Origin of the sequence: Micromonospora sp. CPCC 206171, assembly GCF_036906755.1 — a bacterium.
Taxonomy (GTDB): Bacteria; Actinomycetota; Actinomycetes; order Mycobacteriales; family Micromonosporaceae; genus Micromonospora; species Micromonospora purpureochromogenes.
This window is the reverse complement of sequence record NZ_JBAKHT010000005.1, coordinates 25,793-49,631: the sequence shown is the minus strand read 5'-3', so window position 1 is coordinate 49,631 and position 23,839 is coordinate 25,793. Positions and strand designations below refer to the sequence as shown.

Genomic DNA, 23,839 nt, shown 5'->3' with positions numbered 1-23,839 from the left:
AATGCGGGCTCACCCTCACAATGCGTCTCGATCCGGCGACCCCCTCGACCCGGTCACCGCCGTCCCGGCGCAACACCCCGCGTCACCACCGCCAAGCCCTGCCGGCCGGTCACCACCGCCACGTCCCCGTCCGTGTCGGTACGCAGCACCCGCACGCCGCTACGAGCCAGCCGGGCCAGCAGCGACGGGCTGGGGTGCCCGTAGTCGTTGTCGACGCCGACCTCGACCAGCGCGACGGCGGGCCGGACCGCGTCGAGGAACGCCGGATCCTGGTACGCGCTGCCGTGATGGGCGACCTTGAGCACCTCGGCCCGCAGGCCGTCAGGCGGCACCCGGTCCAGCAGGGCGCGCTGCTCCTCGGTCTCGGCGTCCCCGGCGAGCAGGATGCGAACCCCGGCCACCGTGGCGCGCAGCACCAGCGAGTTGTTGTTCGGGTCGGACCGGGTGCCGTGCAGCGGGTACGGCGGACCGAGCGCCACCAGCTCCACACCACCCGCCCGGTACGACCAACCAGCCTCGGTAGCCCGGAGAACAACAGCGCCGGCCGCCGCGACGAGCGCCCGCCCGGCCGCCGGCTCGGCGAGCCCGGGGGTGCGCACCTCGACCACGCGCCGTCCCCGGAAGACCCCGGCGACACCGCCCACGTGGTCGGCGTGGAAGTGGCTCACCACCAGCAGCGACACCTCCCGTACGCCGAGCCGGCGCAGGCAGCCGTCAACGACGGACGGTTCCGGGCCGGCGTCGACCACCACGGCCCGACCGGCCGCCACCGGCAGCACCAGCGCGTCGCCCTGGCCCACCGCGCAGCCGACGATCACCCAGCCGGCCGGCGGCCACCCGCTGGCAAGGATGCGTACCGGCAGGGTCCCGAGGATCACCGCGGCGGTGCCGACCGCCACCAGCCGGCGCACCACCGGCCGTCGGGCGGCGAGCAGCAGCGCCACGGTCAAAGCTGCCAGCAGCAGCGCACCCGGCACCCCGCCGGGCCAGGGCAGCGTGCCCGCCGGCAACCGCGCGCCGACCCGGGCGACCGTCACCAGCCACCAGGCCGGCCAGCTCGCCAGCCAGGCGGCGAACTCCGCACCGGCCGGCCACACCGGTGAGACGGCAGCGGCCAGCACCCCGAGCACCGTGGCGGGCGCGATGGCGGGCACCACCAGCAGGTTCGCCGGCACCGCGACCAGGCTGACCGTGCCGGAGATGCCGGCCACCACCGGCCCGCACGCGAGCTGCGCCGCCGCCGGGACGGCCAGCGCCTCGGCCACCCCCGCCGGTACGCCCCGCCGCCGCAGGGCGTCCCGCCATTTCGGCGCCAGCAGCAGCAGCCCGCCAGTGGCCAGTACGGAGAGCGCGAAGCCGGCGTCCCCGGCCAGATCCGGGTCCACCAGGACCAGGACCGCCACCGCGGCGCTCAACGCGGGCAGCGCCGCCCGGGGCCGCCCGGCGGCCAACGCGGCCAGCCCGATCGCCCCCATGGTCGCCGCCCGTACCACGCTGGGCGAGGGGCGGACCAGGATCACGAAGCCGACCAGGGCCAGCCCGCAGAGCACCGCCGCCACCCCCGGGCCGGCCCGCATCCAGCGGACCAGCAGCAGCACCGCGCCCACCACGATCGCCACGTTCGAGCCGGAGACGGCGTTGAGGTGCGTCATCCCGGTGGCCCGGAAGTCCTCCTCCACGGTGGCCGGCAACCGGCTGGTGTCCCCTACCACCAGCCCGGGAAGCAGGCCGCCCTGGTCGTCGGGGAGCGGGGCGCAGGCCCGTTGCAGACCGGCGCGGAGCGTACCGGCGGCCCGCTGGAGCCACGGCGGTGGACCGTGCGCCACCGGCGGGCCCGGCACGATCAGCACGGCGGCGGTCAGGTCTCCCCCACGCGGCGCGGTCAGCCGCCCCTCGGCGGTGAGCCGCTGCCCCGGCAGCCGCCCGCGCCAGGCCGGGTCGGTGGCCAGCACCAGCATCCGTACCGGAGCGCTCACCCGTCGGCCGTCGGGGTCGGTGAGTCTGGTCAGCTCGGTGGCCACCAGCAGCGTCGCCGGCCGACCGGGAGCGCCGCGGATCGGGCGGGGATCGTCGCGGAGCACCAGTTCGGCGGTGACCCGGACCCGCTCGTCGACCAGGGCGCGCAGCGGGCCGGCGTCGCGGACGTGCAGGCGGGCGGCGGTGGCGCTGGCACCGCAGACCACCCCGATCAGCACCGCGACGGCGATCCAGCCGTACCGGCGGACGGGCCCGGCCGGACGGCCGAGCACGCCGAGCAGGTGTGCGGCGCCCAGGGCGGCGAGACCCGCGGCGGTGGCGGCGAGCAGCGCCGCCGACGGCGCGGTGAGGTGCAGGCAGACCAACGCGGCCAGCCACGCCGCCACCGCCAGGCCGGCGAGCCGCAGGTCGGGCGGGTGGTCGGCCGGCTCCACGCCCGGTGTCGTCCCACGATTCGTTGCGCCGCCAGCCCCCTCCACTGTCGACCTCACACCGTCACCAGGTCCTTGAGCTGCTCGTAGCGGGCGTCGCCGATGCCCTCGACCTGGCGCAGGTCACCGACCGAGCGGAACCCGCCGTGCTGGTCGCGGTGGGTCAGGATGCGCTGGGCGAGCACCGGACCGACCCCGGGCAGCCCGTCGAGCTGGGCCAGCGTCGCGGTGTTGAGGTTGACCAGGCCGCCTGGTGCGGGCGGGTCACCGGCGGCCGGAGGCGCGGCGGCGCCGGGCTGGCCGGGTGGCGCGGCGACCCCGACCAGGATCAGCTCGCCGTCGGCCACCTTGCGGGCCGGGTTGAGCAGGGCCACGTCCACGCCGGGGAGCGCGCCGCCGGCCGCCTGCACCGCGTCGGCGACCCGCGCGCCGGCCGGCACCCGCACCAGGCCGGGGCGGCGTACCTTGCCGGCGACCGCGACGACCAGCTCGCCGGAGCCGGTCGCGGTCGCCTCGGGGGCGGCGGACACCTCGGGGGCGGACACCGACGCCACCGGGCGGACCGGCTCGGCCTGCGGCCGGGACCGCCAGGTCCAGAAGCCGGCCCCGAGCACCACGACCACCGCGACGGCGGCCAGCGCCCGCACTCCCCGACGACCCGGATCGAAGGCGCCGGGCCCAGGCAACCGGGACGTCGGGGCGACGGTGGAAACGTCCTCGTCGGGTGGCGGCATCCCGGTGTCGGCCTCGTCGACGGCCGCCCAGGGAGTCGATGTCGTCGGGGCCGAACGTCGCGGCCGGCCGGACGGGGGCGGCGTGGCGAGGTCGGTGGACGGGCCGGGCGAGAAAGCAGCAGCCGAATCGGCGACCGGGTCGGACTGGGACGCCGGAGCCGGTGTGGCGGGCGGGACATGCGCCGCCCCGCCCCCGGACGGCACCGCCGGGACCAGCCGGAACAGCCGCTGCCGCACCATCGTCTCCTCGTCATGTGACACGCGGCGAGGCTAGGAAGGAAAGGCCCCGCGCCACCGGCCGACGGTCACCACCTGTGGACGAGGCGGAGCCCTGTGGACAACGGCCTGATCATGCGACGTCGTGCTATGTGGAGCCCGCGGACCAGCGGGCCTCGGGTCGAGGCCTGGCACCGCCCGTCCCCCGTCGATCGGCCCGCCGCAGCAGGGCCCCAGCCCCGCTCGGCCCGGGACTCGGTTGGCGAAGTCGTCCCGCCGCCAGAATTTCTGCTTCAGGACCAGAGTCGATCTACCGTAGCCTCGCGGCATGGGTTCAACCTGGTCGATGGCCAAGCGGCTCGGCCTGTTGTGGATCGCCGTAGTGCGGCTCCTGGTGCTGTTCGCGCACGGACTGCGTGCCGAGTACCTGCCCATCGAGGCGCTCACCGCCGGCGTCTGGGCGGCGCTCATCGGCATGGGCGCATTCCTGGCGAACCGGCTGGCGAGGTGGGGGCACAGCAGGGGTGCCGTCGTGCTGCTGGGCGTCGCGGCCCTGATTGCCTGCGATGTGGCGGTCGTCGTCGACAGTGCGTTGATCTACGACGGGTTCGGTTACTGGACGCTCAACGATGGCGTCGGCCTGCCGTATTCGTACGCGCCGCTGTGGTACCCGGCCTCGCTGCTGCCGTCGTCGGTGGACATCCTCGGCGTCGATCAGACGGTTGTCACCGCGGGCGATGCCGAGTGGCAGACGGAGCACGTAGCACCTATGGCCATGTTGCTGACCATCGCGTCAGCCGTCTTCATCGCTCCCGTGGTGCGGGCGCTGTTCGGAAGCCGGCAGGCCAGCCCGGAGTTCCGGCCGGGACGGGCCACTTCATAACTCTCTCGACGGTCACCGGAGAATCGCCCGGTGGCTGTGCGGGGCGGCGGATCTCCGCGTCGTCGCCCGCGTGGAACTGCCCGCTCCGGCCCGATGAGACCCGGAATCGGTGATCAGCCGTGAATCCGGGCAACGCAAAGCCCCGGCACCCCATCGGAGTGGCCGGGGCTCGCCGTCCGTGTCGAAGTCAGCTCACTGGGCCGATCGACTTCGCCAGGTTCACGAAGCTGCGGGTAGCGCCGCCATCTGTACATAGAGCCGCACTCGAGGTAGGGGACATGTCCATCCTGGGCGCATCCGGCTTGCCTCGGTCATCTTTTTGTGCAGGCGGTCGGCGGAGCCCTCAAAGGGCAGGGTCAGGACGCCCGAGGCAGGCCGGAAACCGGGGACTGCCCCGGAGAACGTCGGCTATCCAGATGCGTTGCGGCCCCGGGCAATGGCCAACCGGGAGCGATTGGCTTCCGCCCTCGGGATCACTACCCGGAGGCTGCGCCAAGTCCTGAACCTCGCCGGGTAGGTGTACGGTCCGCGCCATGGTTGCACTCAAGCTGTGGCACATGGCCGTGTGCGTCGTGTTGTCGGGCGTGCTCATCGGCGGTTTGGGTTGGCTCCTGGTGAAAAGGATCAACCGCCGGTAGCTCGGGACGCTCGCTGCTTAGGAAGGATCACCATTGAGGGTTGTAAGGGACTCCCCTGGGTTTGGGTCAGCACGGTGAGCCGCCGGTCGCTGGCACCGCGCTGGCGGAGCTGCTCGCCCAGGTTCCCCCGCAGTCTGTGCTCACCGAGGTACTGCTAGACCCTGACGGGGACCTGTTCGCCACCTTCGAGATTCCCCAGGTCGCCTGATAGACCGTCCCACCTATTTAACGCCGAGCAGCCCTGTCACAGCGTCATACACCGCCCTCGCCATGCGTGGCTGGGTAAGGTCACCGGCCGATAGTTGGACACCACACCTCCGTCGGCAGGGTCAGGGACTTCGGCTGGTAGGCGCACGTTACGGTTCCCGCTGCGATGGTATGGGCTTCCCGACGTAAAGGTGAGCAGTGCCCGGATCGGTTGCCTTCCGCGGCCGAAGGGGGAAGTCCATCCAAAGGCGCGCATAGGGCGAGTCTTCCTGCGTCGCAAATCTGAGCACTTCGCTTGGTTCGGAGAACTTCGCCGACACCATGATGTGCTGCGGCCTCTGGAGTCGCGGAAGGCCGAGCCATGCAAGTCCCGACGGCCGGAAAAGCACATGCTCCTGGCCGCGGCTATCCACGAGAACGACCGTAGAGCGGCCCGCCTCGTCTAGTTCGCGTCTTACGAACCTGTAAACCTGGCGGGAAAGACCCTTGTCCTGCAGAATCGCTACCGCATCTCTCACGGCGTCGAGGCTTGCTCGGAGTTGCTCCATGTTCTGCCCTCGTCGTCTTGGATGCAGCCATTCGTTCCGCGCCTCACTAACGTCCGCGCCGACCAGCCTTCTAGATATCTCCTGCAGGCTATCCAAAATGTCTGATTGGCCATCGGGCAGCAGATCCAGGAAGGGAATCGTATGAGTGAACGGGAATCGCTGCAGCGTTTGGGACTTAATCCAGACCGGGATTCTGCTCTCTTCACGCAGAAATTCCTTCTCCCGTACCTGCAGCGAGCGAAGTACATCGGCCAGGAGCCCGAACCCTCTCGTCAAAGGGTACAGCGTCATTTTGTCGTCGATGCTGAGCCGAGGGCGCCCATCCGTGTCAGTATCGAGATCCGCGCGCTCCTTCAGGGCACGTAATGCCATCTCTTTTTCGAGGTTCGGGCGATAGAGGAAGGGCTTACCAGCCGAGAAGTGATCTGTCGTCAGTGCCCATGTTGCAAAAAGCAATGCGTCCTTCAGCAAATCTTCCAGTGCGACAAAGTAATTGACCGCCTGGCTGCGAATCTGTTCCTCGTCCGGCCCTAGCGGATTGATGACACTCTGACGAGTTAAAGATAGCATCCTTTCGTGGAGGGCCCAGAACCGCGCATGTGGATCTAGAAGGTCTTCCACCGAGAAGCCTAGCTTCCAGAGAACTGCATTCACTCGCTCGTCATCGGTAAAAAGAACCTTCTCGTTGAGCATCAGCTTCTCTGCGGTCACGATGAAGTTACTTCTCCTAGCGAGAAGTAGCGTAGTGACCGCTTGCCTCGGCGTACTTGACTGGAGGTACTGCTCCACGACGGCATCAAGCGTCTCGGTTCCTTCGCTACGAACCTGCAAGTGCCAGGCGAGATCCAGCCGATCTTCTTCACTATCGAACCGATACATTTGCCGGACCAGCCGCCTAAGCCTTAGGGGGCCAAGCGATGCGTCATCTGGCTGAAGTCGTACACCAAACCGGCTCAGCTCCGCCCGCAAGTCAAACGCGCCCTCCTTCCACCTGTTCACGACGGCTCGCCGGACTTCTCCGGCAGGCACCTCAATCTGGCCCGATGCGACCAGCGCGTCGAGGGCAGAGAAAAGATCTTTGTTGGATGCGGTAAGGGCGATCTGTACCAGCTCTGCAGGTCCTAGCTGTCCCGCGATGCTTACAGCCGGACCTCCTAGTCCGGTCTTTTCCCTCAGTACGCCGCGCAGCTTTCCGTTCGTACTATCCAGTAGATGCGCCACCAATTTACGGAGCTCATCAAGCGACAGCGCATCTCCGATAAGATAGACCAGCGGGTCGCCCGAAAAGTCGTCGTACGGATTCGCCGGATAGATCGACAGCTTCGCGAAGTAGCCCTGCCAGTCGCTGGCGGCAGGGTATTCTTTGCGAATAATTCTCCCGGCCGTTTCAAGGCTTTCGTTTATCGGCGCGTCGCGTGAGGTTTCCAGCGCGTGGTAGTGCAGGGTGTTGCAAGTCAAGTCAGGGCAATGATACCCAGCAACCAAATGTGGTCCGCAGGATCTACGGTGCTCTGTCTGCATGATTCCGAAAGGCCCAACAATGAATCCGCCGACCTGAAATACACCTTGCGGTGTACCATTGAGCAACTCTAACGTTTCCTTGTGGGATATCCGGTTCTTGCCGTTCAGACCCAAGTCATGGACCTTGTCATACAACAGTCTGCCATACGTGTATGGATACCGGATTTGAAGGTTCTTGACTTGCTCCGATAGAACATCAACTAGGCGGTCTATGTCGGTGGCAACGGGATCAATCAGAAGATCAACTTGAAGCATCTGCAGGAAGCAAATGAACCGAGCCTGCGGATAAGGGATGCCGCCGCGTTGCCTGAGCTTCTCAACGAGACGCTGACCTTCCTCGGTCAACTCCAATGGGTCATACATCGGCTGCGTGACCTTGTAGTCCGCCGAGATTATGCACTCCTCCACCAACGCACGCAGGTCGAGCAGGCGGTTGAGAGCGACCCTGAACGTTTCGTCTGAGTGCCGCTCGATGAGCTGATCGTCCGTGAGAGGCTCCGACATCTTCACAGAGTATGGATGTTGGCTTGCAGCTCGATCGATCGATCAGATTTCCGACACACACGGCAGCGCCCCGACCGACGGACGGGCCTGTCGCCGCCGGTATCTCCTAGGGCGGAAAGCCGGCCTTCATGCACCAAATGGTCCGGCCACCAGTGACGGGGTGACCGGGGCCGCTGCCGTGTCGAACTCAGCTCAGCGGGCCGATCGCCTTCGCCAGGCCGACGAAGCGCTGCCAGGAGGCCGGCTCGAAGGCCAGCGTGCCGCCGTCGCGGTCCTTCGTGTCCCGCACGAGGACGACGCCCGGGAGATTGTCGGCGACCTCGACGCACGAGCCACCGTTGTTGCCGCTCTTCGTGCTCTTGCGCCACCGCGCGCCGGTCATGTCCATGATGCTGCCGCTTTCTTGATGAGGTCGAGGGACTGGGCCCGAGGTAGAGCCTCACCCACAATGCGCGCCCACCGTCGTTCGAGGGTAGCAATTTCCGGCCCCTGCTCGATGATCTGCGCACGAGCCTGGCCGTCCACATGCGCCACCCGTAGCCCGTTGGGCAGGTCGGCCAGGATGATCGGTCCGCCGAGCCCGGCGTACATGCCGACGCCTCTCGGCACGACGTGGATCTGCACGGAGGGCAGCGCGGCGCACTCGATCAGGTAGCGGAGCTGGTCGGCCATGAGCGCGGCGTCTCCATATGCCGAGCGGTACAACACCGCCTCATCGACGACGGCGATGAGCAGGGGCGGGCGCTCACGTCGCAGGACGGCCTGCCGGCTGATGCGCGCGGCGACGAGTTGGTCCACCTCATCCGCGGTCAGCGCCTCGCCGGCCAGCGTCGCTTGCGCGTAAGCCTGGGTCTGGAACAGGCCCGGTACCCACGCCAACTCGAACCACCGCAGCGCGATCGCCTCGCGTTCCCAGTCGACCCACGCACGCAACCAGGTTGGTTCCCGACGTTTGAGTACGTCCGGCCAAAGGTCCTCCATCTCGCGCCCAAGGATCGCGGCGACCTGGGCTCGGTGGCGCGTCTGTGGGATCCGTCCCGGGTTCGCCCACTTGGCTGCCGTCTTCGGATCGACCCCGATCTGAGCAGCGAGGCTGTCCGCCGTCTCGCCCGCCGCCGACATCGCTTCGATGACCGCGTGGTTCATCCACAGCCTCCCCGGAACGATCCAAACGTCTGAAAAGGATAGTGCAACGCAGTGTATTCATCCCATCACGAGCGGCAAGGCTGGTCGAAACGGCGTGGTTGGTGGAGGCGAAGCCCGGCGACCGCGTTCGTGGGGGCCGCCTCGGAGGGGAGGCGAGGCGGCCCCGCCCGACCTCGATTGCGGAGAGCGATGTGCCGGAAGAGAAGAAGTCGGGGCGGCGGCCCCACAACCGCATCCCGGATTCGCGCTGGTCCAGCCGGTCGACGCCGCCGGCCGGATCGCGGCCCCCGCCGACGTTCCGGACCGGCGACCTGCTGCACCTGACTCGCGCTGCGAGCGTGCAGTTCAGCCGACCGATCGTGGTGCGGGTGATCCGCGAGCTGACCGACCGGCATCCGTACCACGGCTGGTCATGGATCGAGGGTTACGAGCTGGACGCGCGCGGAACGGCGGTGGCGAAGCGGGAGCTGTTCGTGCTGCTGAACGGCGTGCGCTGGCTGTCCAGAGCCCCGGCCAGGCGCGCCGCGCCGTCGGTTCGCGCTGCTCCACGTGACCGCTGACGGCGGACGCTCAGGCGCGGCGCACGACGTCGGCCGGGGCCGGCCCGGCGAGGGTCAGCGGGCCTCCGGGTCCAGCCCCAGCACCGCCCGTCCCCCGTCGACCGGCAACGTCACCCCGTTCACGAAGGTCGCCGAGAGCAGATACACCACCGCCTCCGCCACCTCCTCGACGCGACCGGCCCGGCCGACCGGATGCAGCCGGGCCAGCTCCGCCTCAATCCACTCCGCCTCGGCGGGCTCCCGTTCGGCCAGGAACGCCGCATGCCGCTCGGTGTGAATCGAGCCGAGCGCGACCGCGTTCGTCCGCACTCCCCGGGGCCCGTACTCCACGGCCAGCGCCCGGGTCAGCCCCTCGACCGCCGCCTTGGCCGTGGCGTACGGCAGGCAGCCCGGCACTGGCCGGCTGGCCTGGTGGGACGAGACGTTGACGATCGCGCCGCCGGTGCCGGCGGCGAGGAACCGGCGCACCGCCGTCGTCGCGCCGACCAGGGCCGGGCGCACGTTCAGTCCGATGAGGTCCCACACCTGAGCCGGCGGCGCGGAGTGCACCGAGGCGTCCCGGAACACCGCCGCGTTGTTGACCCAGCCGGCCAGCGGCGCGGCCCGCTCGGCCAGGTCGGCGGCGTGTGCGGCGACTGCTTCGTCCGCCGCGTCGCCGACCACCGGCACCAGCCGGTCGGCGGCGGGGTGCGCCGGCAGCCACGCCAGCGCGTCCGGGTCCCGCTCGACGACCACCACCGTGCCGCCGGTGTCGAGCAGTCGTTCCGTCACGCCACGGCCGACACCTCGGCCACCGCCGGTCACCACGTAGGACATGCCCCTCCCCCGCCCAGCGCCCGCCCCGATCGGAAGGCGGGCTCCCAGGTTCAGGGTGACGGATCAGGGGCGGCGGTGCACGACCACGCTGGCCAGGCCCGGCCCGGCGTGGGCGGCGACCACCGCGCCGGCCTCGGAGACGTACGTGTCGTGCAGCCGGTCGCCGAGCCGCTCGGTGAGCGCTTCGAGGAGCTGTTCGGCCCGCTGCGGCGCGGCGAGGTGGTGCACCCCGAGGTCCACCTCGGCGTCGCCGGCCGCCTCGACCGCCAGGTCGACCAGGCGGGCCACGCCCCGGCTGGCGGTGCGCACCTTGTCCCGGACCACGATCGCGCCGTCCGGCATGTGCATGATCGGCTTGACCGAGAGGGCGGTGCCGAGCAGCGCCTCGGCCGCGTTGATCCGGCCGCCCCGGCGGAGGAACTCCAGCGTGTCGACGTAGAAGTAGATGGTGGTGCGGTTGACGGTGTCGAGGGCGGCCTGCCGTACTCCGGGAAGGTCGGCGCCGGCCGCGGCGGCCGTGGCGGCGGCGAGCACCGGGAAGCCCAGGCCCATGCCGGTGGCGCGGCTGTCGACCACCTCGACCCGGTCGCCCAGCTCGGCGGCGGCCAGCCGGGCCGCATCGACGGTGCCGGAGAGTTCCGCCGACAGGTGCACCGACAGCACGGCGTCCGCGCCACCGTCGAGCAGTTCCCGGTACGTCCGCGCGAACTGCTCCGGAGCGGGGCGGGAGGTGCTGACCGAGACCCGCCGGCCGCCGAGCACCCGGGTGGCGTCGGCGGGGAAGGTCTCGATCCCCTCCAGCCCCTCCGCGCCGTTGAGCACGACGGTCAGGGGCACCACGGTGAGCCGGTGCGCGCGCACCAGCTCGGGCGGGAGGTAGGCGGTGGAGTCGGTGACGACCGCGACGGGCATGCCCGGCACGCTAGCCGATGTCGCGGCCGGATGCCTGGGGCGGATGGCTCAGACCGGTTCGCCGGGTGCCGGCCGGGTGATCAGCCCGACATTGTGGGCGCGCAGGTGCCAGCCCCGGACGTCGTCGTGGCGCAGCTCGGTCCAGTGGCAGTTGGCCAGGGAGCCGATGGTGCGCAGCACGGTGTGCTCCCAGCCGAGCAGGTGACCGACGCCCTGCCGGGCCGCGCCGCCGTGGGTGGCCACCACGACGGTGCCGCCGGGCACGAGGTCGGCCGCGTCCTGGAGCGCCGCGCCGACCCGCTTGCCGAGGTCGTCGAGGGTCTCGATCTCCGCGCCCGGGTCCGGGTCGCCGGCCCGCCAGCGCGCGTACTCCTCAGGGAAGCGGGCGGCGGCGTCGGTGAGGGCCAGGCCCTGCCAGCGGCCGAAGTGGCGCTCGCGCAGCCGGGCGTCGGCGCGTACCGGAAGGCCGGTGAGCGCGGCGAGCGCGGCGGCGGTGGCGGTGGCCCGGCTGAGGTCGGAGGCGACGATGGCGTCCGGACGCAGGGCCGCGAGCAGCGGCGCGGCGATGCGCGCCTGCTCGCGGCCCAGGTCGTTCAGCGCCACATCGGTCTGCCCCTGTACGCGGCTGGTGGCGTTCCAGTCGGTGTTGCCGTGCCGCCAGACGATCAGGCGGGTCATTCCGCGGTGGCGGTGCCGGCGGAGGCGTCCGCCTCGACCAGGTCCCGATCCACGAACGGGATCTGGGGGCAGTCCTTCCAGAGCCGGTCGAGGGCGTAGAACTCCCGCTCCTCGGTGTGCTGCACGTGCACGACGATGTCGACGTAGTCGAGCAGCACCCAGCGGCCGCCCCGCTCGCCCTCGCGGCGCACCGGCTTGGCCTTCTCCGGCAGCTCGAGCAGCCGCTCCTCGATGGCGTCGACGATGGCCAGCACCTGACGCTCGTTGGGGGCGGCGGCGAGGACGAACGCGTCGGTGATGGCGAGCTGGTCGCCCACGTCGATGATGACGATGTCCTGCGCCTTCTTGTCGGCCGCAGCCTGGGCGGCGGCCATCGCCAGCTCGTGAGCGCGTTCGGAAACTGTCACCGTTCTCCTTCGATCAACCGTACGACCCTCCAAGCGTCTCATACCCGGGGGCGCGACGACTTGTCAGTTCTGGTCGATTATCCGGACAGATGCTCACATACCAGCCGCAGTTACCGCTGGTAGAGCCGGCGTTTCGCGATGTACTGCACCACACCGTCCGGCAGCAGGTACCAGACCGGCTCCCCCCGGGCCACCCGCTCGCGGCAGTCGGTGGAGGAGATCGCCATCGCCGGGACCTGCACCAGGCTCACCGTGTCGGCGGGCAGGTGCTTGTCGGTGAGCTCGAACCCGGGGCGGGTCACCCCGATGAAGTGGGCCAGCTCGAAGATCTCGTCCAGGTCCTTCCAGGAGAGGATCTTCTCCAGCGCGTCCGCGCCGGTGATGAAGTAGAGCTGCACCTTCGGGCCGTACTCGGCGTGCAGGTCGCGCAGGGTGTCGACGGTGTAGGTGGGACCACTGCGGTCGATGTCCACCCGGCTGACCTGGAACCGCGGGTTGGAGGCGGTGGCGATCACCGTCATCAGGTAGCGGTCCTCGGCGGGGCTGACCGGCTCGTCCGCCTTCTGCCACGGCTGACCGGTCGGGACGAAGACCACCTCGTCCAGGCCGAACCGGTCGGCCACCTCGCTCGCCGCCACCAGGTGCCCGTGGTGGATCGGGTCGAAGGTGCCGCCCATGATCCCGATCCGCCGGATGTCTTCCTCCACCCGACGATCGTAGGCCGGGGACGGCCGGCGGCCCGTCGGGGCCGCCGGACCGTCCCAACCTCCGGCCCGACTCAGGCCGACGCGGCGGCCACCGCCGTCCGGGCGACCAGCGCGCGGCGCAGGTCGTCGTCCAGGTCGGTGACCCAGCGGCGCAGGCCGGGCGTCAGGTCGTCGCGGGCCAGCAGCGCCGCGGCCAGCTCCCGGGTGGGTTGCGCCACGGCGTACCGGGGGAACGCCAGGGTGGTCACCCGGTCGGCCGTCCAGGCGGTACGCAGCCGCGCGGCCGCCGGCATGTCGGCGAAGTACCGCTCGACGTAGGGCGCGGTCAGCTCGGCCTGCTCGGGCTGCCAGAAGCCCTCGGCGGTCGCCTCGACCAGCCGGTTGGACAGTTCGGTGCTGCTGGTCACGATCTCCCAGGCGACCCGCTTGGCCTCGGCGTCCGGCAGCGCCGCCCGGCAGCACGCGGCCCGTTCCGCCCCGGTGGCGCTGTGGTCGGCGGCCGCCTGCGCGGCGATCTCCGGCTCGCCCGCCGCACCCAGCACCACCAGCCGCAGCAGCACCGACCAGCGCAGGTCGGTGTCCACCGCCAGCCCGTCCGGCACCCCGTCGCCGGCCAGCCAGCCGGCGAGCAGCCCGGTGTCGGTGCTGGCGGCGATCAGGCCCCGCGCGGCGGCGAGCTGCAACGAGCCGCCGGCCGGCGCCCCGGCGAGCAGCGCGGCGCACGCCCCGGCGACCCGCAGCAGCGCGGCCTCGCGGGCCAGCGGGTCGAGGTAGCGGTCGATCAGGCCCCGGCTCAGCGTGAGCACGTCCTCGGCGATGATCACCTCGGTCTCGGCGGGCAGCGCCGCGGCGATCAGCGCGACCACGGCGGCGACCGGGCGCTCGCCGTCCCGGGCGGCGTCCAGCGCCTCACCCCAGAGCAGCGCCCGGGCGAGCGGGTCGGCCAGCCCCGGCAGCACCATCGGCACCGTGTCGGCGGAGGCGGCGTCGAGACGGATCTTGGCGAAGGTCAGGTCGCCGTCGTTGGGCAGCAGCAGGCCGGTGGCCGGCTCGCCGATCAGCGCGGTCAGCTCGGTGCGCCCCTTGTCGGTGTCCGGGTCGAGGTCCACCTCGAGGCGGCGCACCGTGCCGTCCGGGGCGTACCGGCCCACGCCGACCCGGTGCGGGCGCAGCACGGGGTGGGCGTCCGGGGCGGTCTGCACCAGGGCGGCGTCGACCCAGCGGCCGTCGGCGTCCACCGCCGTCTCCATCCGCAGCATGTTGACCTGGGGGCGGCGCAGCCAGCGCTGCGACCAGTCGGTGAGGTCCCGGCCGCTGGCCGAGCTGAGGCTGGCCAGCAGGTCGGCCAGGGTGGCGTTGCCGAACCGGTGGGCGGCGAAGTGGGCGTTCAGGCCGGCCAGGAAGGCCTCGTCGCCGAGCCAGGCGACCAGTTGCCGCAGCACACTGGCGCCCTTGGCGTACGAGATGCCGTCGAAGTTGAGCAGGCCCTGGGCGGCGTCGCGGACCTCCTCCGGGGCCACCGGGTGGGTGGAGGGACGCTGGTCGGCGGTGTATCCCCAGGCCTTGCGGCGCATCGCGAAGGTCGTCCAGGCCTGGTCGAAGCGGGTCGCCTCGGCGGTCACCCGGGTGCCGAGGTACTCCGCGAACGACTCGTTCAGCCACAGGTCGTCCCACCACCGCATGGTCACCAGGTCGCCGAACCACATGTGCGCCATCTCGTGGGCGATGGTGGTGGCCCGCAGCTCGCGCTGGGTGTCGGTGACCGCCGACCGGAAGACGTAGTCGTCCCGGAGGGTGACCAGACCGGGGTTCTCCATCGCGCCGGCGTTGAACTCCGGCACGAACGCCTGGTCGTACTTGGCGAACGGGTAGCGCTCGGCGAAGAGCTGGTGGAAGCGGTCGAAGCACTGCCGGGTGACGGTCAGGATCTCGTCGATGTCGGCGTCCAGGTGCTCGGCCAGGGAACGCCGGCAGTAGACACCGAGCGGGATGCCGTCGTGCTCGGCCCGGCGCACGTGCCAGGGGCCGGCGATCAGCGAGACGAAGTACGTGGCCAGCGGCGCGGTCGGGGCGAACTCCCAGCGCCCCGGTTCGGGGTTGGCGGCGAGCTGCCCGTTGGCGGCCACCGTCCACTCCGGCGGCGCGGTGACCGACAGGGTCACCGGCGCCTTCAGGTCGGGCTGGTCGAAGGCGGCGAAGAGCCGCTGCACGTCGTCCAGGAAGGACATCGCGTAGAGGTAGGTCTCACCGTCGGCCGGGTCGACGAAGCGGTGCATCCCCTCGCCGGTGTTCGAGTACGCCATCTCGGCGGTGACCGTCAGCGTGTTCTCCCCGGCCAGCCCGGTCAGCGGCAGCCGGTTGTCGACCAGCGAATCCGGGTCGAGGTCCCGGTCGTTGAGGCGTACCCCGAGCAGTCGGGCGGGTTTGACCTCGACGAAGGTGTCGGCTCCGGGGGTGGCCCGGAACCGGATGGTGGCGGTGGAGCGGAACCGCTCGCCGCCGCCGGTCAGGTCGAGGTCCACCTCGTAGGACTCGACGGTGATCAGCGCGCGACGCGCGGTCGCCTCTACACGGGTCAGGCTCGGCATCCGCTTATCCTGCCCGACGGGGAACCGGACGGGCTCCCCATGACGCGTGGTGATGGAGGACGAACAATGGGTCAGCACCCCAAGGGCGATTTCGACCTGTCCCGGGCGGTCTGGCAGCGAGCCGAGGGCGACACCTCCGACAGCGCGGTCGAGGTGGCCTTCGTCGACGACCTGATCGGCATGCGCAACTCCGCCGAGCCGGACGGGCCGGTGCTGGTCTTCACCCAGGCCGAGTGGGACGCCTTCGTCGCGGGCGCGCAGGACGGCGAGTTCGACCTGGACTGAGCGCCCCGCGCCGGGGGCCGGGCGCGCCCGGCCCGACGTCGGGTCGGCGGCCCGGCGGTGTCTTCCGCCATCGGGACACCGCCGGCCGCCGGCCCGCCGCGCTTCACCCGTCACCCTCGCCCCAGCCCAGGCCACCGGGGCCGGCGGCGTGGTGGAAGCCGGGATGGCCGGCCACGTCGGCGCAGCGCTCGCCGTCCGGCCCCGGCGCGCCGCAGAAGAGCCGCTCGGCCCGGTGCCAGGCGTCGGCCGGTGACAGGGCTGCCGCGCCGAGCACCAGCTCCGGGCGGAGCAGGCTCAACGCCTCGGCGTACGCGACGGCCAGGTCGCGCGCCTGCTCCGGCCCGTCCGCCTCGAAGCCGAGGTGAGCGGTGAAGCGCCGGGGCGGCCGGGGTGCCCGCCGGGCGGCGGTGATCAGCGGTGGGCCGTCGGCTCCGCCGGACCGGCCGCTCCCGAACGCCTCGACCACCCGCCGCTGCCGCCAGTACGGCGGCCTGTTGTCCCGCATCGACCCTCCCCGTCGTCACGCCGACCGCACATTCGTGGCCGGCCCGGAGACGAGGAAACCAGGTTTCCGGCGTCCTGGGAGGGGCCAGCGGACGGCTCCTCGACTGGCCCACACCCCCCGGGCGCCCCTCCCGACCGCCACGGCGCCGGTCGGGAGGGGATTCAGTGGCCGCGACCTGGGTAACGCCATCCGGTCGACCAGTACGGCCGGCCGCCGTCACCTGCGTCAGGAGAGTCCGATGGTCACCACCCCCGTCGACCGCAGCCCGGAGGCGACCCTGGCGTTCCTGCGCGAGGGATATCGGTTCATCGGCTCCCGCTGCGACCGCTACGGCAGCGACGTCTTCCAGACCCGGCTGCTGCTGGAACGGACGATCTGCCTGCGCGGCCGGCCGGCGGCGGTGCTCTTCTACGATCCCGAGCGGTTCCAGCGCGACGGCGCGATGCCCATGCGGGGTCAGCGGACGCTGACCGGCCGGGGCGGCGTGCAGGGGCTGGACGACTCGGCGCACACCGACCGCAAGCGCATGTTGCTGTCAATCTCGACGCCGAGCGCGGTACGACAGCTCGGGCAGCTTTTCGCCGACGAGTGGGCCGCCCGCATCCCGGTCTGGGAGCGGTCCGGCCCGGTCGTCCTCTACGACGAGGTCGCCCGGATGCTGACCCGGGCGGTCTGCGCCTGGGCCGGCGTCCCGCTGGCCAGCAGCGAGGTGGCCCGGCACACCGACCAGCTGCACGCGATGATCGACGCGCCGGCGGCGCTCGGGCGCCGGCACTGGCGTGGGCTGCTCGGCCGCCGCCGGGGCGAACGGTGGGCCGGCGACGTGGTGGAGCGGGCCCGGGTCGGCACGCTGCCCGCGCCGGAGGGCAGCGCGCTGCGGGCGATCGCCGAGCACCGGGACGCCCAGGGCCGGCTGCTGCCCCGCCGGGTCGCCGCGGTGGAACTGCTCAACGTGCTGCGCCCGACCGTCGCCATCGACCGGTACGTGGTCTTCGCCGCCCTGGCCCTGCACGACCATCCGGCCTGGCGGGAGCGGGTCCGGGCCGGTGACGAGGCCACCGAGTGCTTCGTGCAGGAGGTCCGCCGCTACTACCCGTTCTTCCCGGTGGCCGCCGCCCGGGTCCGGCGCTCCTTCGACTGGCAGGGCCACCACTTCCCGCGCGGCCGGCGGGTGCTGCTCGACCTGTACGGCACGAACCACCACCCGGACCTCTGGCCGGAGCCGGAACGCTTCCGCCCGGAACGCTTCGCCGGCTGGCGCGACGACCCGTACGGTTTCGTGCCGCAGGGCGGCGGCGACCACCTGGGCGGGCACCGCTGCGCCGGCGAGTGGATCACCATCGAGCTGATGAAGCGCGCGGTCACCCTGCTGACCACCGCCATGCGGTACGAGGTGCCACCGCAGAACCTGGCAGTGAACCTGGGCCGGATGCCGACCCTGCCGCCCAGCGGCTTCGTCATCGACGACGTGCGCCGCACCGGCTGAGCCCCGGCCCGGCGCGACGCACGCGCGCGTCGGTCAGGCCATCGCCGGGTGCAGGACGCTGCGCAGGCAGGCGTCCTGCTTCTTCTCGAAGATCTCGTAGCCGCGCACGCCCTCCTCCAGCGACATCGGGTGGGTGGCCAGGTAGCCGGGATCGATCTCGCCGGCGGCGAGGCGGTCCAGCAGCATCGGGATGTAGCGCTGGGCGTGCATCTGCCCCATCCGCAGCACCAGGGCCTTGTTCATCGCCGCGCCGAGGGGGAACTTGTCGACCAGCCCGCCGTAGACGCCGACGATGCTCACCGTGCCGCCCTTGCGGCAGGCCATGATCGCCTGGCGGACAGAGGTGGGCCGGTCGGTGCTCAGCCGGGCGCTCTGCTTGGCCTTGTCGTAGGCGTACGCCGGGCCGACGTCGTGCGCCTCCATGCCGACCGCCTCGATGCAGGCGTCCGGGCCCCGGCCGGCGGTCATCTCCCGCAGCGCCTCCAGCACGTCGGTCTCGGCGTAGTTGATCGTCTCCACCCCGAGCCGGTCGGCGGCCGTGGCGAGCCGCTCGGGCAGCCGGTCGATGACGATGACCCGCCCGGCGCCGAGCAGCTGGGCGGCGCGGGCGGCCATCTGGCCCACCCCGCCGGCGCCCCAGACCGCCACCACCTCGCCGCCGGAGAGCCCGCAGAAGTCGGCCGCCATCCAGCCGGTGGGCATGGCGTCGGAGGCGAAGACCACGGCGTCGTCGGGCACCCCGTCGGGGACCTTGAACGCGCCGATGTCACCGAACGGCACCCGGATGTACTCGGCGTGGCTGCCGGAGTAGCCGCCGGCGGCGTGCGAGTAGCCGAGGATGCCGGCCGGCGAGTGGCCCCACAGCTTCTCCGGCACGACCGGCTGCGGGTTGGAGTTGTCGCAGAGCGAGAACTGCTCGGTGCGGCAGTACCAGCAGCCGCCGCAGGCCACCACGGAGCCGACCACCACCCGGTCGCCGACGCGCAGCCGGCGCACGCCCGGCCCGGTCTCCACCACCTCGCCCATGAACTCGTGGCCGAGGATGTCGCCCTCCCGCATCGCCGGCAGGAAGCCGTTGATCAGGTGCAGGTCGGAGCCGCAGACGCTGCTGGCCCGGACCTTGACGATGATGTCCCCCTCGGCCCGGACGCGCGGCTCGGGCACGTCCCGGACCGCCAGCTTGCCGACCCCTTCCCAGCACAGCGCCCTCACGCCCGTCCTCCCGTCGTCAGCCGCTCACGGACCTGGTCGGTCGCGGCCTCCTGGGCGGGGCTGCGCCCCGAGGGGTCGCGCCGGGTGTCGATCACCTGACCGGCCTCGATCAGCGACTTGATCCGCCGCAGCGCGTCGCGCAGCGCCAGGTCGGGTTCGTCGCCCCGGGCCAGACCCAGCAGCCGGCCCAGCGGGCCGCCGGCGCGGTAGCGCAGCTCGGCCCGGATCTCGGTGCCCCGGTCCTGCGGCGCGGGAGCCAGGTCCACGTGTCCCTGCTGCGGCACCGGGCCCTCGGTGACCCGCCAGCTGAGCCGGCCCGGACCGTCGACGCTGATCTCGGCCCGCCATTCGGTGCCGCCACCGGCGGGGTCGCTGGCCACGCAGCGCCACCGGTTCTCGTCGAGCTGTTCGAGGGTGGCCCACTCGGCCAGGGCCCGGTCCAGTCGTTCCCGGTCGGTCCAGAAGCCGATGACGGCGTCCATCGGCCGGTCCACGGTGATCCCCCGGCGTACCACGTACCAGCCGCCCTGCCGGTCCGGCTGGTGCCGGCGGCGCCGGCGGGCCACCAGCCGGCCGACCCCCACCGCGGTCGCCGTGGTGGCGCCGAGCAGCGCCCACCTCGTTCCGTTGCTGGTCATCACGTCTCCTCCGCCCGAGCGCCCGGAGATGGCGCCCGCATCCCCGTGCGCTACCCGACGTGAACGCGTCGAAACGCCCCGTTTGATCCGTCGGGTTCCGGGCATGCCGTCGGCGAACACCGTTTCCGGGAGGCAGCATTGCCCTTCGACGCGAGCGAGTACGGCCGGCACATCCCCGCGGACGTCTACGACCTGGCGTTCGCCCACCTCTCCCCCGAGGCGGCCGTGGACCGACTGGCGGCGCTCGCCGACGGCGGCCCGGTCTGCGAGTTCGGCATCGGCACCGGCCGGCTGGCCCTGCCGCTGCGCGACCGGGGGCTCACCGTCGCCGGGATCGACGGGTCGGCAGAGATGGCGGCCCGGCTGCGGGCCAAGCCGGGCGGCGAGCGGATCGAGGTGTCCATCGGCGACTTCACCCGGACCCGCGTTCCCGGCCAGTTCGCCCTGGTGCTGCTCGCGTTCAACACGATCTTCGCGCTGCCCGACCAGGACGCCCAGGTCGCCTGCTTCCGCAACGCCGCCGCACACCTGCGCCCCGGGGGCCGGTTCGTGGTGGAGGCCTGGGTGCCCGACCCCGGCGCGTTCCGGGGCGGCACGGCGCTGCGCCCGGTGCACGTCGCGCAGGACGCGGTGCTGCTGGAGGCGGCCCGGTTGCACCCCGCCGAGCAGCGGATGACCACCACCAAGATCCGACTCGGCAACGACGGGGTGCGGCTGCTGCCCGCCAACCACCGCTACGCCTGGCCGGCCGAGCTGGACCTGATGGCCCGCCTGGCCGGGATGAGCCGGGAACACCGCTGGGTCGACTGGTCCGGCGGCCCCTTCGGACGACAGCCGGGAGCACGTGTCCGTGTACCGGTGCCCGGAGCCGGCGTGAGCGCCCCGGCCCGGCGCCGGCCGGTCGCCGATCGGGCGGTGGCCGCCCCCGAACCGTCGGCCCTGGCCGCCGGCCCGGTGCGGCCGGACCCGCCGGCGGTCCGCGCGCCGCAGCGCGGCGTCCGCGCCGATCGGCTTTCCGTCGAGTACGTCCTGCCGCTGCGCTGGTCCGACGACGCCGGCCTGGCCGAGCTGACCGGGTACCTGCGGTCGATCGCCGCGCTGGTCGACGTGACCGTGGTGGACGGCTCCCCGCCGGAGGTCTTCGCCCGGCACGCCGCCGCGTGGCGCGGCGCCCTCCGGCACGTGGCCCCCGACCCGGCGGTACGCGGGGTCAACGGCAAGGTCCGCGGCGTGCTCACCGGCGTCGCGATGGCCCGGCACGAGCACGTGGTGATCGCCGACGACGACGTCCGGTACGACGAGTCGGGGCTGCGCGCCCTGCACCGGCTGCTCGACACCGCCGACCTGGTCCGGCCGCAGAACTACTTCGACCCGCTGCCCTGGCACGCCTGGTGGGACTCCGGTCGCACCCTGCTCAACCGGGCGCTCGGCGCCGACTACCCGGGCACCCTGGCGGTGCGCCGGAGCACGTTCCGCGCGATGGGGGGCTACGACCCGGACGTGCTCTTCGAGAACCTGGAGCTGATCCGCACGGTGCGGGCGTACGGCGGGACCGAGGCGACGCCGGCCGGGCTCTACGTACGCCGGCTGCCACCGACCGCGGCGCACTTCCGGGGTCAGCGGGTCCGCCAGGCGTACGACGACCTGGCCCAGCCGGTGCGGCTGCTGACCTCGCTGGCGGTGCTGCCCGCCGTGCTGGCCGCGCTGGCCGCCCGGCGGCCCGGTGCCCTGCTCGTGGCCGGCGCCGCGACGGTCGCCCTGGCCGAACGCGGTCGGCGGCGGGCCGGTGGCGCCGCGGTCTTCCCGCCGACCACCGCGCTGGCCGCCCCGCTGTGGCTGCTGGAACGCGGCACCTGCGCCTGGCTCGCCCTGGCCCGGCGGGTCCTGCGCGGCGGCGTCCGCTACGCCGACCGCCGGGTACGCCGCGCCGCCCACTTCGAACACACCCTCCGCCGCCGCCTCGCCGGGCGCTGATCCCCGGCGCCCGCGCGGATGCGGCGTCACACAACTCGCGGCCACGTCCCGGCGGAAGCCGGGAGTGGCCGCGAGCTGCGGTGTACGACGTAGGTGCCCCGGGTCAGTACCGCACCTGTTCGCGGGACTGCTGCGCCTGGTCCTTGACGTCCTGGGCGGCCGACTTGCTGTCGTCCTTGACGGCGTGGACGGCGTCCTGCGCGGTGGACTTCACCGACTCGGTGGCCCGCTGCGCGGGCTCGCGCAGCTCCTCCTTGATCTCGCCGGCGACCTCGCCCAGCTTCTCCTTCACCACCCCGCTGTGCTCGGTGGCCTTCTCCTTGACCTGGGCGGCCAGCTCCTGCTCCCGGCGGGTGGCCGGGATCAGCGAGGACACCAGCATGCCGACGCCGAAGGCGATCAGGCCGGCGGCCACCGGGTTGCCCTCGGACTTCTGCCGGATCACCTGCGGCGCCCGCTGCGCGGCGTCGCCGACGGTCGAGGCGGCCGAGTGGGCCTTGTCGCCGACGGTCGAGGCGGCGGAGTGGGCCTTGTCGCCGACGGTCGAGGCGGCGGAGTGGGCCTTGTCGCCGACGGTCGAGGCGGCGGAGTGGGCCTTGTCGCCGACGGTCGAGGCGGCGGAGTGGGCCTTGTCGCCGACGGTCGAGGCGGCGGAGTGGGCCTTGTCGCCGACGGTCGAGGCGGCGGAGTGGGCCTTGTCGCTGACGGTGGAGGCCGCCGAGGAGGTACGGTCGCCGACCGAGTGGGCGGCGTGGCCGGTGCTGTGGCCGAGGTCGGAAGCGCTACCCATAACCTTTTCCCTCACATTCTGCAGCGCGCTGCGCACCCGCTGCTTACGGTCGTCGACGATGCGGCCGGGGCTGACCTTGTACGCCAGGGCGTCCACGTCGGAGCTCAGGCTGTTGCGGGTCGCCTCGATCTCCCGGCGGATCTGGTCGGGATCGGTGCTCATCGGGTGACTCCCTCCGGGTGGGGCTTCAGCGCGTCGGGGATGCGCTGCACGCTGTCGTTGGTCTGCTTGAGGCCACGGATACGCTCGGCGTTCTTCTTGGCCATGGAGTAGAGGACGGCGGCGACGACCGCCCAGATCACGGCGACGATCAGCGCGGCCAGGCCGGAATCCATCACGTTGTCCAGGGCCTGCCACAGCGCGATGGACAGGAACAGCGCCACCATGTAGCCGCCGAAGCCGGCGCCGCCGAAGAGACCGGCGGCCTTGCCCGCCTTCTTCCCTTCCTGGCGGATCTCGGCCTTGGCCAGCTCCACCTCCTGCCGCATCAGGGTGGACAGGTCGGTGGTGACCTGACGCATCAGCTCACCGAGGGAACTGCCCCTGACCTCGTCCGCGGTGTGCGGCGCACCCGCGGGGTGGTACCCGGAGTCCAGTCCGGACCCCTGCGTCGGCATGCTCATGCCGCCGCCTCCCTTCGGATGACTCGTACGCTCACGGACGCGGGGTGCCGGTGCCGCTGGACGGCACGCCCGGCAGCGGGTCGGTCTGGGTCACCGGGGGCAGCGGCTGGCCGGTGCCGCCCGCCGGGTCGGCGTAGCTGGTGGTGCCGCCGTTGTCCGGGTAGGCCGTGCCGGAGTAGCCCGGCGTCGGGTCCAGGTAGCCGCCGTTCGGCTCCGCGCGCTGCACGGGCGGCGTCGGGATGACCGCGGTACGGTCCGGGTCGGCGTAGCCGCCGCCGTACAGGCCCTGGCGGCCGGTCTGGTCGTCGCCGGCGGAGGTGATGCCCTTGGTCAGCCGGCCGGCGAGCACACCCAGCAGGGCGGCCCCGACCAGGAACGTGCCCGGGTTGCGGCGGGCGTAGGTCTTGACCTCGTTGAGCAGGTCACCCGGCTCGCGCTCCTCCAGCCAGCCGGCCACGCCGTGCACCCGGTCGGCCGCCTGGTGGGCCAGCTCGGTCACCGGGCCGCCCGCGCCGCCGTTCTGCGCCATCGAGCGCATCTCGTCGGCCAGCGAGCGGAGCCCGCCGGCCGCCCGGCGCTGCTGCGCGCCGGTCTGGCTGGCGAGCTGGTTGCGGGCCTCGCCGTAGAGGTTGCGGGCCTGCCGCTTGGTCTCGTCGACCACCTCGCGACCCTGCTCCTTGGCGGTCTGCGCGACCGCGCCACCCGCGTTGGCGGCCTCGGCGCCGACCTGGCGGGCCTGGTCGCGAACGCCACCGCCGTTGCTGTGCTCGCTCTCGTAGGTGGAGGACGAGGATGACAGATCGTAAGTCATGGTTTTCCTTCCGCTCGGCACTCGTGCGGCTCTGCGCTCGGG

23 protein-coding genes are annotated in these 23,839 nt (G+C 72.1%); 6 read left to right on the top strand and 17 right to left on the bottom strand.

The window, feature by feature from the left end:
• Positions 1–53: 53 nt before the first annotated feature.
• Together V6U89_RS08630 and V6U89_RS08625 are read right to left on the bottom strand one after the other, a co-directional pair.
• Entirely contained in the window at positions 54–2,456 is a 2,403-nt protein-coding gene (locus V6U89_RS08630) for a ComEC/Rec2 family competence protein (protein ID WP_442933895.1), read from the bottom strand.
• A gap of 8 nt (positions 2,457–2,464) precedes the next feature.
• The gene (locus V6U89_RS08625) at positions 2,465–3,403 is read right to left on the bottom strand and encodes a helix-hairpin-helix domain-containing protein (protein WP_334570199.1); all 939 of its coding nucleotides are present in this window, start codon (positions 3,401–3,403) and stop codon (positions 2,465–2,467) included.
• A 283-nt stretch (positions 3,404–3,686) separates the two neighbouring features.
• On the opposite strand from V6U89_RS08625, the gene V6U89_RS08620 reads away from it, so the two are divergent.
• Both V6U89_RS08620 and V6U89_RS08615 read left to right on the top strand, forming a co-directional pair.
• The gene (locus V6U89_RS08620; protein WP_334570198.1) at positions 3,687–4,241 is read left to right on the top strand and encodes a hypothetical protein; all 555 of its coding nucleotides are present in this window, start codon (positions 3,687–3,689) and stop codon (positions 4,239–4,241) included.
• A 699-nt stretch (positions 4,242–4,940) separates the two neighbouring features.
• On the top strand, positions 4,941–5,087 hold the full coding sequence (locus V6U89_RS08615; RefSeq protein WP_334570197.1) for a hypothetical protein: 147 nt from the start codon (positions 4,941–4,943) through the stop codon (positions 5,085–5,087).
• Positions 5,088–5,235: 148 nt separating this feature from the next.
• Here V6U89_RS08615 and V6U89_RS08610 read toward each other — a convergent pair whose 3' ends face one another.
• From V6U89_RS08610 to V6U89_RS08600, 3 genes are all read right to left on the bottom strand, one after another.
• Entirely contained in the window at positions 5,236–7,659 is a 2,424-nt protein-coding gene (locus V6U89_RS08610; protein ID WP_334570196.1) for a hypothetical protein, read from the bottom strand.
• A gap of 187 nt (positions 7,660–7,846) precedes the next feature.
• Positions 7,847–8,041, bottom strand: a complete 195-nt coding sequence (locus tag V6U89_RS08605) for a DUF397 domain-containing protein (protein ID WP_334570195.1) — start codon at positions 8,039–8,041, stop codon at positions 7,847–7,849.
• On the bottom strand, positions 8,038–8,805 hold the full coding sequence (locus V6U89_RS08600) for a DUF5753 domain-containing protein (protein WP_334570193.1): 768 nt from the start codon (positions 8,803–8,805) through the stop codon (positions 8,038–8,040). The genes V6U89_RS08605 and V6U89_RS08600 overlap by 4 nt, the downstream gene beginning before the upstream one ends.
• 191 nt (positions 8,806–8,996) lie before the next feature.
• On the opposite strand from V6U89_RS08600, the gene V6U89_RS08595 reads away from it, so the two are divergent.
• Complete coding sequence (locus V6U89_RS08595; protein ID WP_442933891.1) at positions 8,997–9,365, top strand: hypothetical protein; 369 nt, start codon at positions 8,997–8,999, stop codon at positions 9,363–9,365.
• Between the two features lie 54 nt (positions 9,366–9,419).
• Here the strand turns inward: V6U89_RS08595 and V6U89_RS08590 are convergent, their stop codons facing one another.
• The 6 genes from V6U89_RS08590 to pepN all read right to left on the bottom strand — a co-directional run bounded on the left by V6U89_RS08590 (position 9,420) and on the right by pepN (position 15,473).
• On the bottom strand, positions 9,420–10,181 hold the full coding sequence (locus tag V6U89_RS08590; protein ID WP_334570192.1) for an SDR family NAD(P)-dependent oxidoreductase: 762 nt from the start codon (positions 10,179–10,181) through the stop codon (positions 9,420–9,422).
• Between the two features lie 63 nt (positions 10,182–10,244).
• Positions 10,245–11,093 carry a DegV family protein gene (locus V6U89_RS08585; RefSeq protein WP_334570191.1) on the bottom strand — a complete coding sequence of 283 codons (849 nt, stop codon included), beginning with the start codon at positions 11,091–11,093 and terminating at the stop codon, positions 10,245–10,247.
• 48 nt (positions 11,094–11,141) lie between these two features.
• Complete coding sequence (locus V6U89_RS08580; RefSeq protein WP_334570190.1) at positions 11,142–11,771, bottom strand: histidine phosphatase family protein; 630 nt, start codon at positions 11,769–11,771, stop codon at positions 11,142–11,144.
• Entirely contained in the window at positions 11,768–12,178 is a 411-nt protein-coding gene (gene rsfS / locus V6U89_RS08575) for a ribosome silencing factor (RefSeq protein ID WP_334570189.1), read from the bottom strand. Before rsfS ends, V6U89_RS08580 begins: the two co-directional genes overlap by 4 nt.
• A 110-nt stretch (positions 12,179–12,288) precedes the next feature.
• Entirely contained in the window at positions 12,289–12,885 is a 597-nt protein-coding gene (nadD, locus tag V6U89_RS08570) for a nicotinate-nucleotide adenylyltransferase (protein WP_238450563.1), read from the bottom strand.
• A gap of 71 nt (positions 12,886–12,956) precedes the next feature.
• Positions 12,957–15,473 carry an aminopeptidase N gene (pepN, locus tag V6U89_RS08565; RefSeq protein WP_334570188.1) on the bottom strand — a complete coding sequence of 839 codons (2,517 nt, stop codon included), beginning with the start codon at positions 15,471–15,473 and terminating at the stop codon, positions 12,957–12,959.
• A gap of 66 nt (positions 15,474–15,539) precedes the next feature.
• Here pepN and V6U89_RS08560 point away from each other — a divergent pair, with 66 nt between their 5' ends.
• The gene (locus V6U89_RS08560; protein ID WP_067312494.1) at positions 15,540–15,758 is read left to right on the top strand and encodes a DUF397 domain-containing protein; all 219 of its coding nucleotides are present in this window, start codon (positions 15,540–15,542) and stop codon (positions 15,756–15,758) included.
• Positions 15,759–15,861: 103 nt separating this feature from the next.
• On the opposite strand, the gene V6U89_RS08555 is transcribed toward V6U89_RS08560, so the two are convergent.
• Positions 15,862–16,263: a hypothetical protein gene (locus V6U89_RS08555; protein WP_179801371.1), complete on the bottom strand. Its 402-nt coding sequence runs from the start codon at positions 16,261–16,263 to the stop codon at positions 15,862–15,864.
• A gap of 238 nt (positions 16,264–16,501) precedes the next feature.
• Here V6U89_RS08555 and V6U89_RS08550 point away from each other — a divergent pair, with 238 nt between their 5' ends.
• Positions 16,502–17,749, top strand: a complete 1,248-nt coding sequence (locus V6U89_RS08550; RefSeq protein ID WP_334570184.1) for a cytochrome P450 — start codon at positions 16,502–16,504, stop codon at positions 17,747–17,749.
• A gap of 33 nt (positions 17,750–17,782) precedes the next feature.
• Here V6U89_RS08550 and V6U89_RS08545 read toward each other — a convergent pair whose 3' ends face one another.
• Positions 17,783–18,961, bottom strand: a complete 1,179-nt coding sequence (locus V6U89_RS08545; RefSeq protein ID WP_334570183.1) for a zinc-dependent alcohol dehydrogenase — start codon at positions 18,959–18,961, stop codon at positions 17,783–17,785.
• Complete coding sequence (locus tag V6U89_RS08540) at positions 18,958–19,599, bottom strand: SRPBCC family protein (RefSeq protein ID WP_334570182.1); 642 nt, start codon at positions 19,597–19,599, stop codon at positions 18,958–18,960. Before V6U89_RS08540 ends, V6U89_RS08545 begins: the two co-directional genes overlap by 4 nt.
• A 138-nt stretch (positions 19,600–19,737) precedes the next feature.
• On the opposite strand from V6U89_RS08540, the gene V6U89_RS08535 reads away from it, so the two are divergent.
• Positions 19,738–21,573, top strand: coding sequence for a methyltransferase domain-containing protein (locus V6U89_RS08535; protein WP_334570181.1), 1,836 nt, complete (start codon positions 19,738–19,740; stop codon positions 21,571–21,573).
• Positions 21,574–21,676: 103 nt separating this feature from the next.
• Here V6U89_RS08535 and V6U89_RS08530 read toward each other — a convergent pair whose 3' ends face one another.
• Genes V6U89_RS08530 through V6U89_RS08520 form a run of 3 tightly spaced genes read right to left on the bottom strand, consistent with a single transcriptional unit; the run spans position 21,677 to position 23,797 of the window.
• Positions 21,677–22,525, bottom strand: coding sequence for a DUF3618 domain-containing protein (locus V6U89_RS08530; protein ID WP_334570179.1), 849 nt, complete (start codon positions 22,523–22,525; stop codon positions 21,677–21,679).
• A complete protein-coding gene (locus V6U89_RS08525) occupies positions 22,522–22,986 on the bottom strand; it encodes a phage holin family protein (RefSeq protein ID WP_334570177.1) in 465 nt (154 codons plus the stop codon). Before V6U89_RS08525 ends, V6U89_RS08530 begins: the two co-directional genes overlap by 4 nt.
• 31 nt (positions 22,987–23,017) lie before the next feature.
• On the bottom strand, positions 23,018–23,797 hold the full coding sequence (locus V6U89_RS08520; protein WP_334570175.1) for a hypothetical protein: 780 nt from the start codon (positions 23,795–23,797) through the stop codon (positions 23,018–23,020).
• Positions 23,798–23,839 lie beyond the last annotated feature (42 nt).

Bases quoted from the DNA above. Each gene is read 5' to 3' on its own strand.
- V6U89_RS08620 (WP_334570198.1), top strand. From the start codon at position 3,687: ATGGGTTCAACCTGGTCGATGGCCAAGCGGCTCGGCCTGTTGTGGATC.
- V6U89_RS08610 (WP_334570196.1), bottom strand. From the start codon at position 7,659: ATGTCGGAGCCTCTCACGGACGATCAGCTCATCGAGCGGCACTCAGAC.
- V6U89_RS08605 (WP_334570195.1), bottom strand. From the start codon at position 8,041: ATGACCGGCGCGCGGTGGCGCAAGAGCACGAAGAGCGGCAACAACGGT.
- V6U89_RS08600 (WP_334570193.1), bottom strand. From the start codon at position 8,805: ATGAACCACGCGGTCATCGAAGCGATGTCGGCGGCGGGCGAGACGGCG.
- V6U89_RS08590 (WP_334570192.1), bottom strand. From the start codon at position 10,181: ATGTCCTACGTGGTGACCGGCGGTGGCCGAGGTGTCGGCCGTGGCGTG.
- V6U89_RS08585 (WP_334570191.1), bottom strand. From the start codon at position 11,093: ATGCCCGTCGCGGTCGTCACCGACTCCACCGCCTACCTCCCGCCCGAG.
- V6U89_RS08580 (WP_334570190.1), bottom strand. From the start codon at position 11,771: ATGACCCGCCTGATCGTCTGGCGGCACGGCAACACCGACTGGAACGCC.
- pepN (WP_334570188.1), bottom strand. From the start codon at position 15,473: ATGCCGAGCCTGACCCGTGTAGAGGCGACCGCGCGTCGCGCGCTGATC.
- V6U89_RS08560 (WP_067312494.1), top strand. From the start codon at position 15,540: ATGGGTCAGCACCCCAAGGGCGATTTCGACCTGTCCCGGGCGGTCTGG.
- V6U89_RS08555 (WP_179801371.1), bottom strand. From the start codon at position 16,263: ATGCGGGACAACAGGCCGCCGTACTGGCGGCAGCGGCGGGTGGTCGAG.
- V6U89_RS08550 (WP_334570184.1), top strand. From the start codon at position 16,502: ATGGTCACCACCCCCGTCGACCGCAGCCCGGAGGCGACCCTGGCGTTC.
- V6U89_RS08540 (WP_334570182.1), bottom strand. From the start codon at position 19,599: ATGACCAGCAACGGAACGAGGTGGGCGCTGCTCGGCGCCACCACGGCG.
- V6U89_RS08530 (WP_334570179.1), bottom strand. From the start codon at position 22,525: ATGAGCACCGATCCCGACCAGATCCGCCGGGAGATCGAGGCGACCCGC.
- V6U89_RS08525 (WP_334570177.1), bottom strand. From the start codon at position 22,986: ATGAGCATGCCGACGCAGGGGTCCGGACTGGACTCCGGGTACCACCCC.
- V6U89_RS08520 (WP_334570175.1), bottom strand. From the start codon at position 23,797: ATGACTTACGATCTGTCATCCTCGTCCTCCACCTACGAGAGCGAGCAC.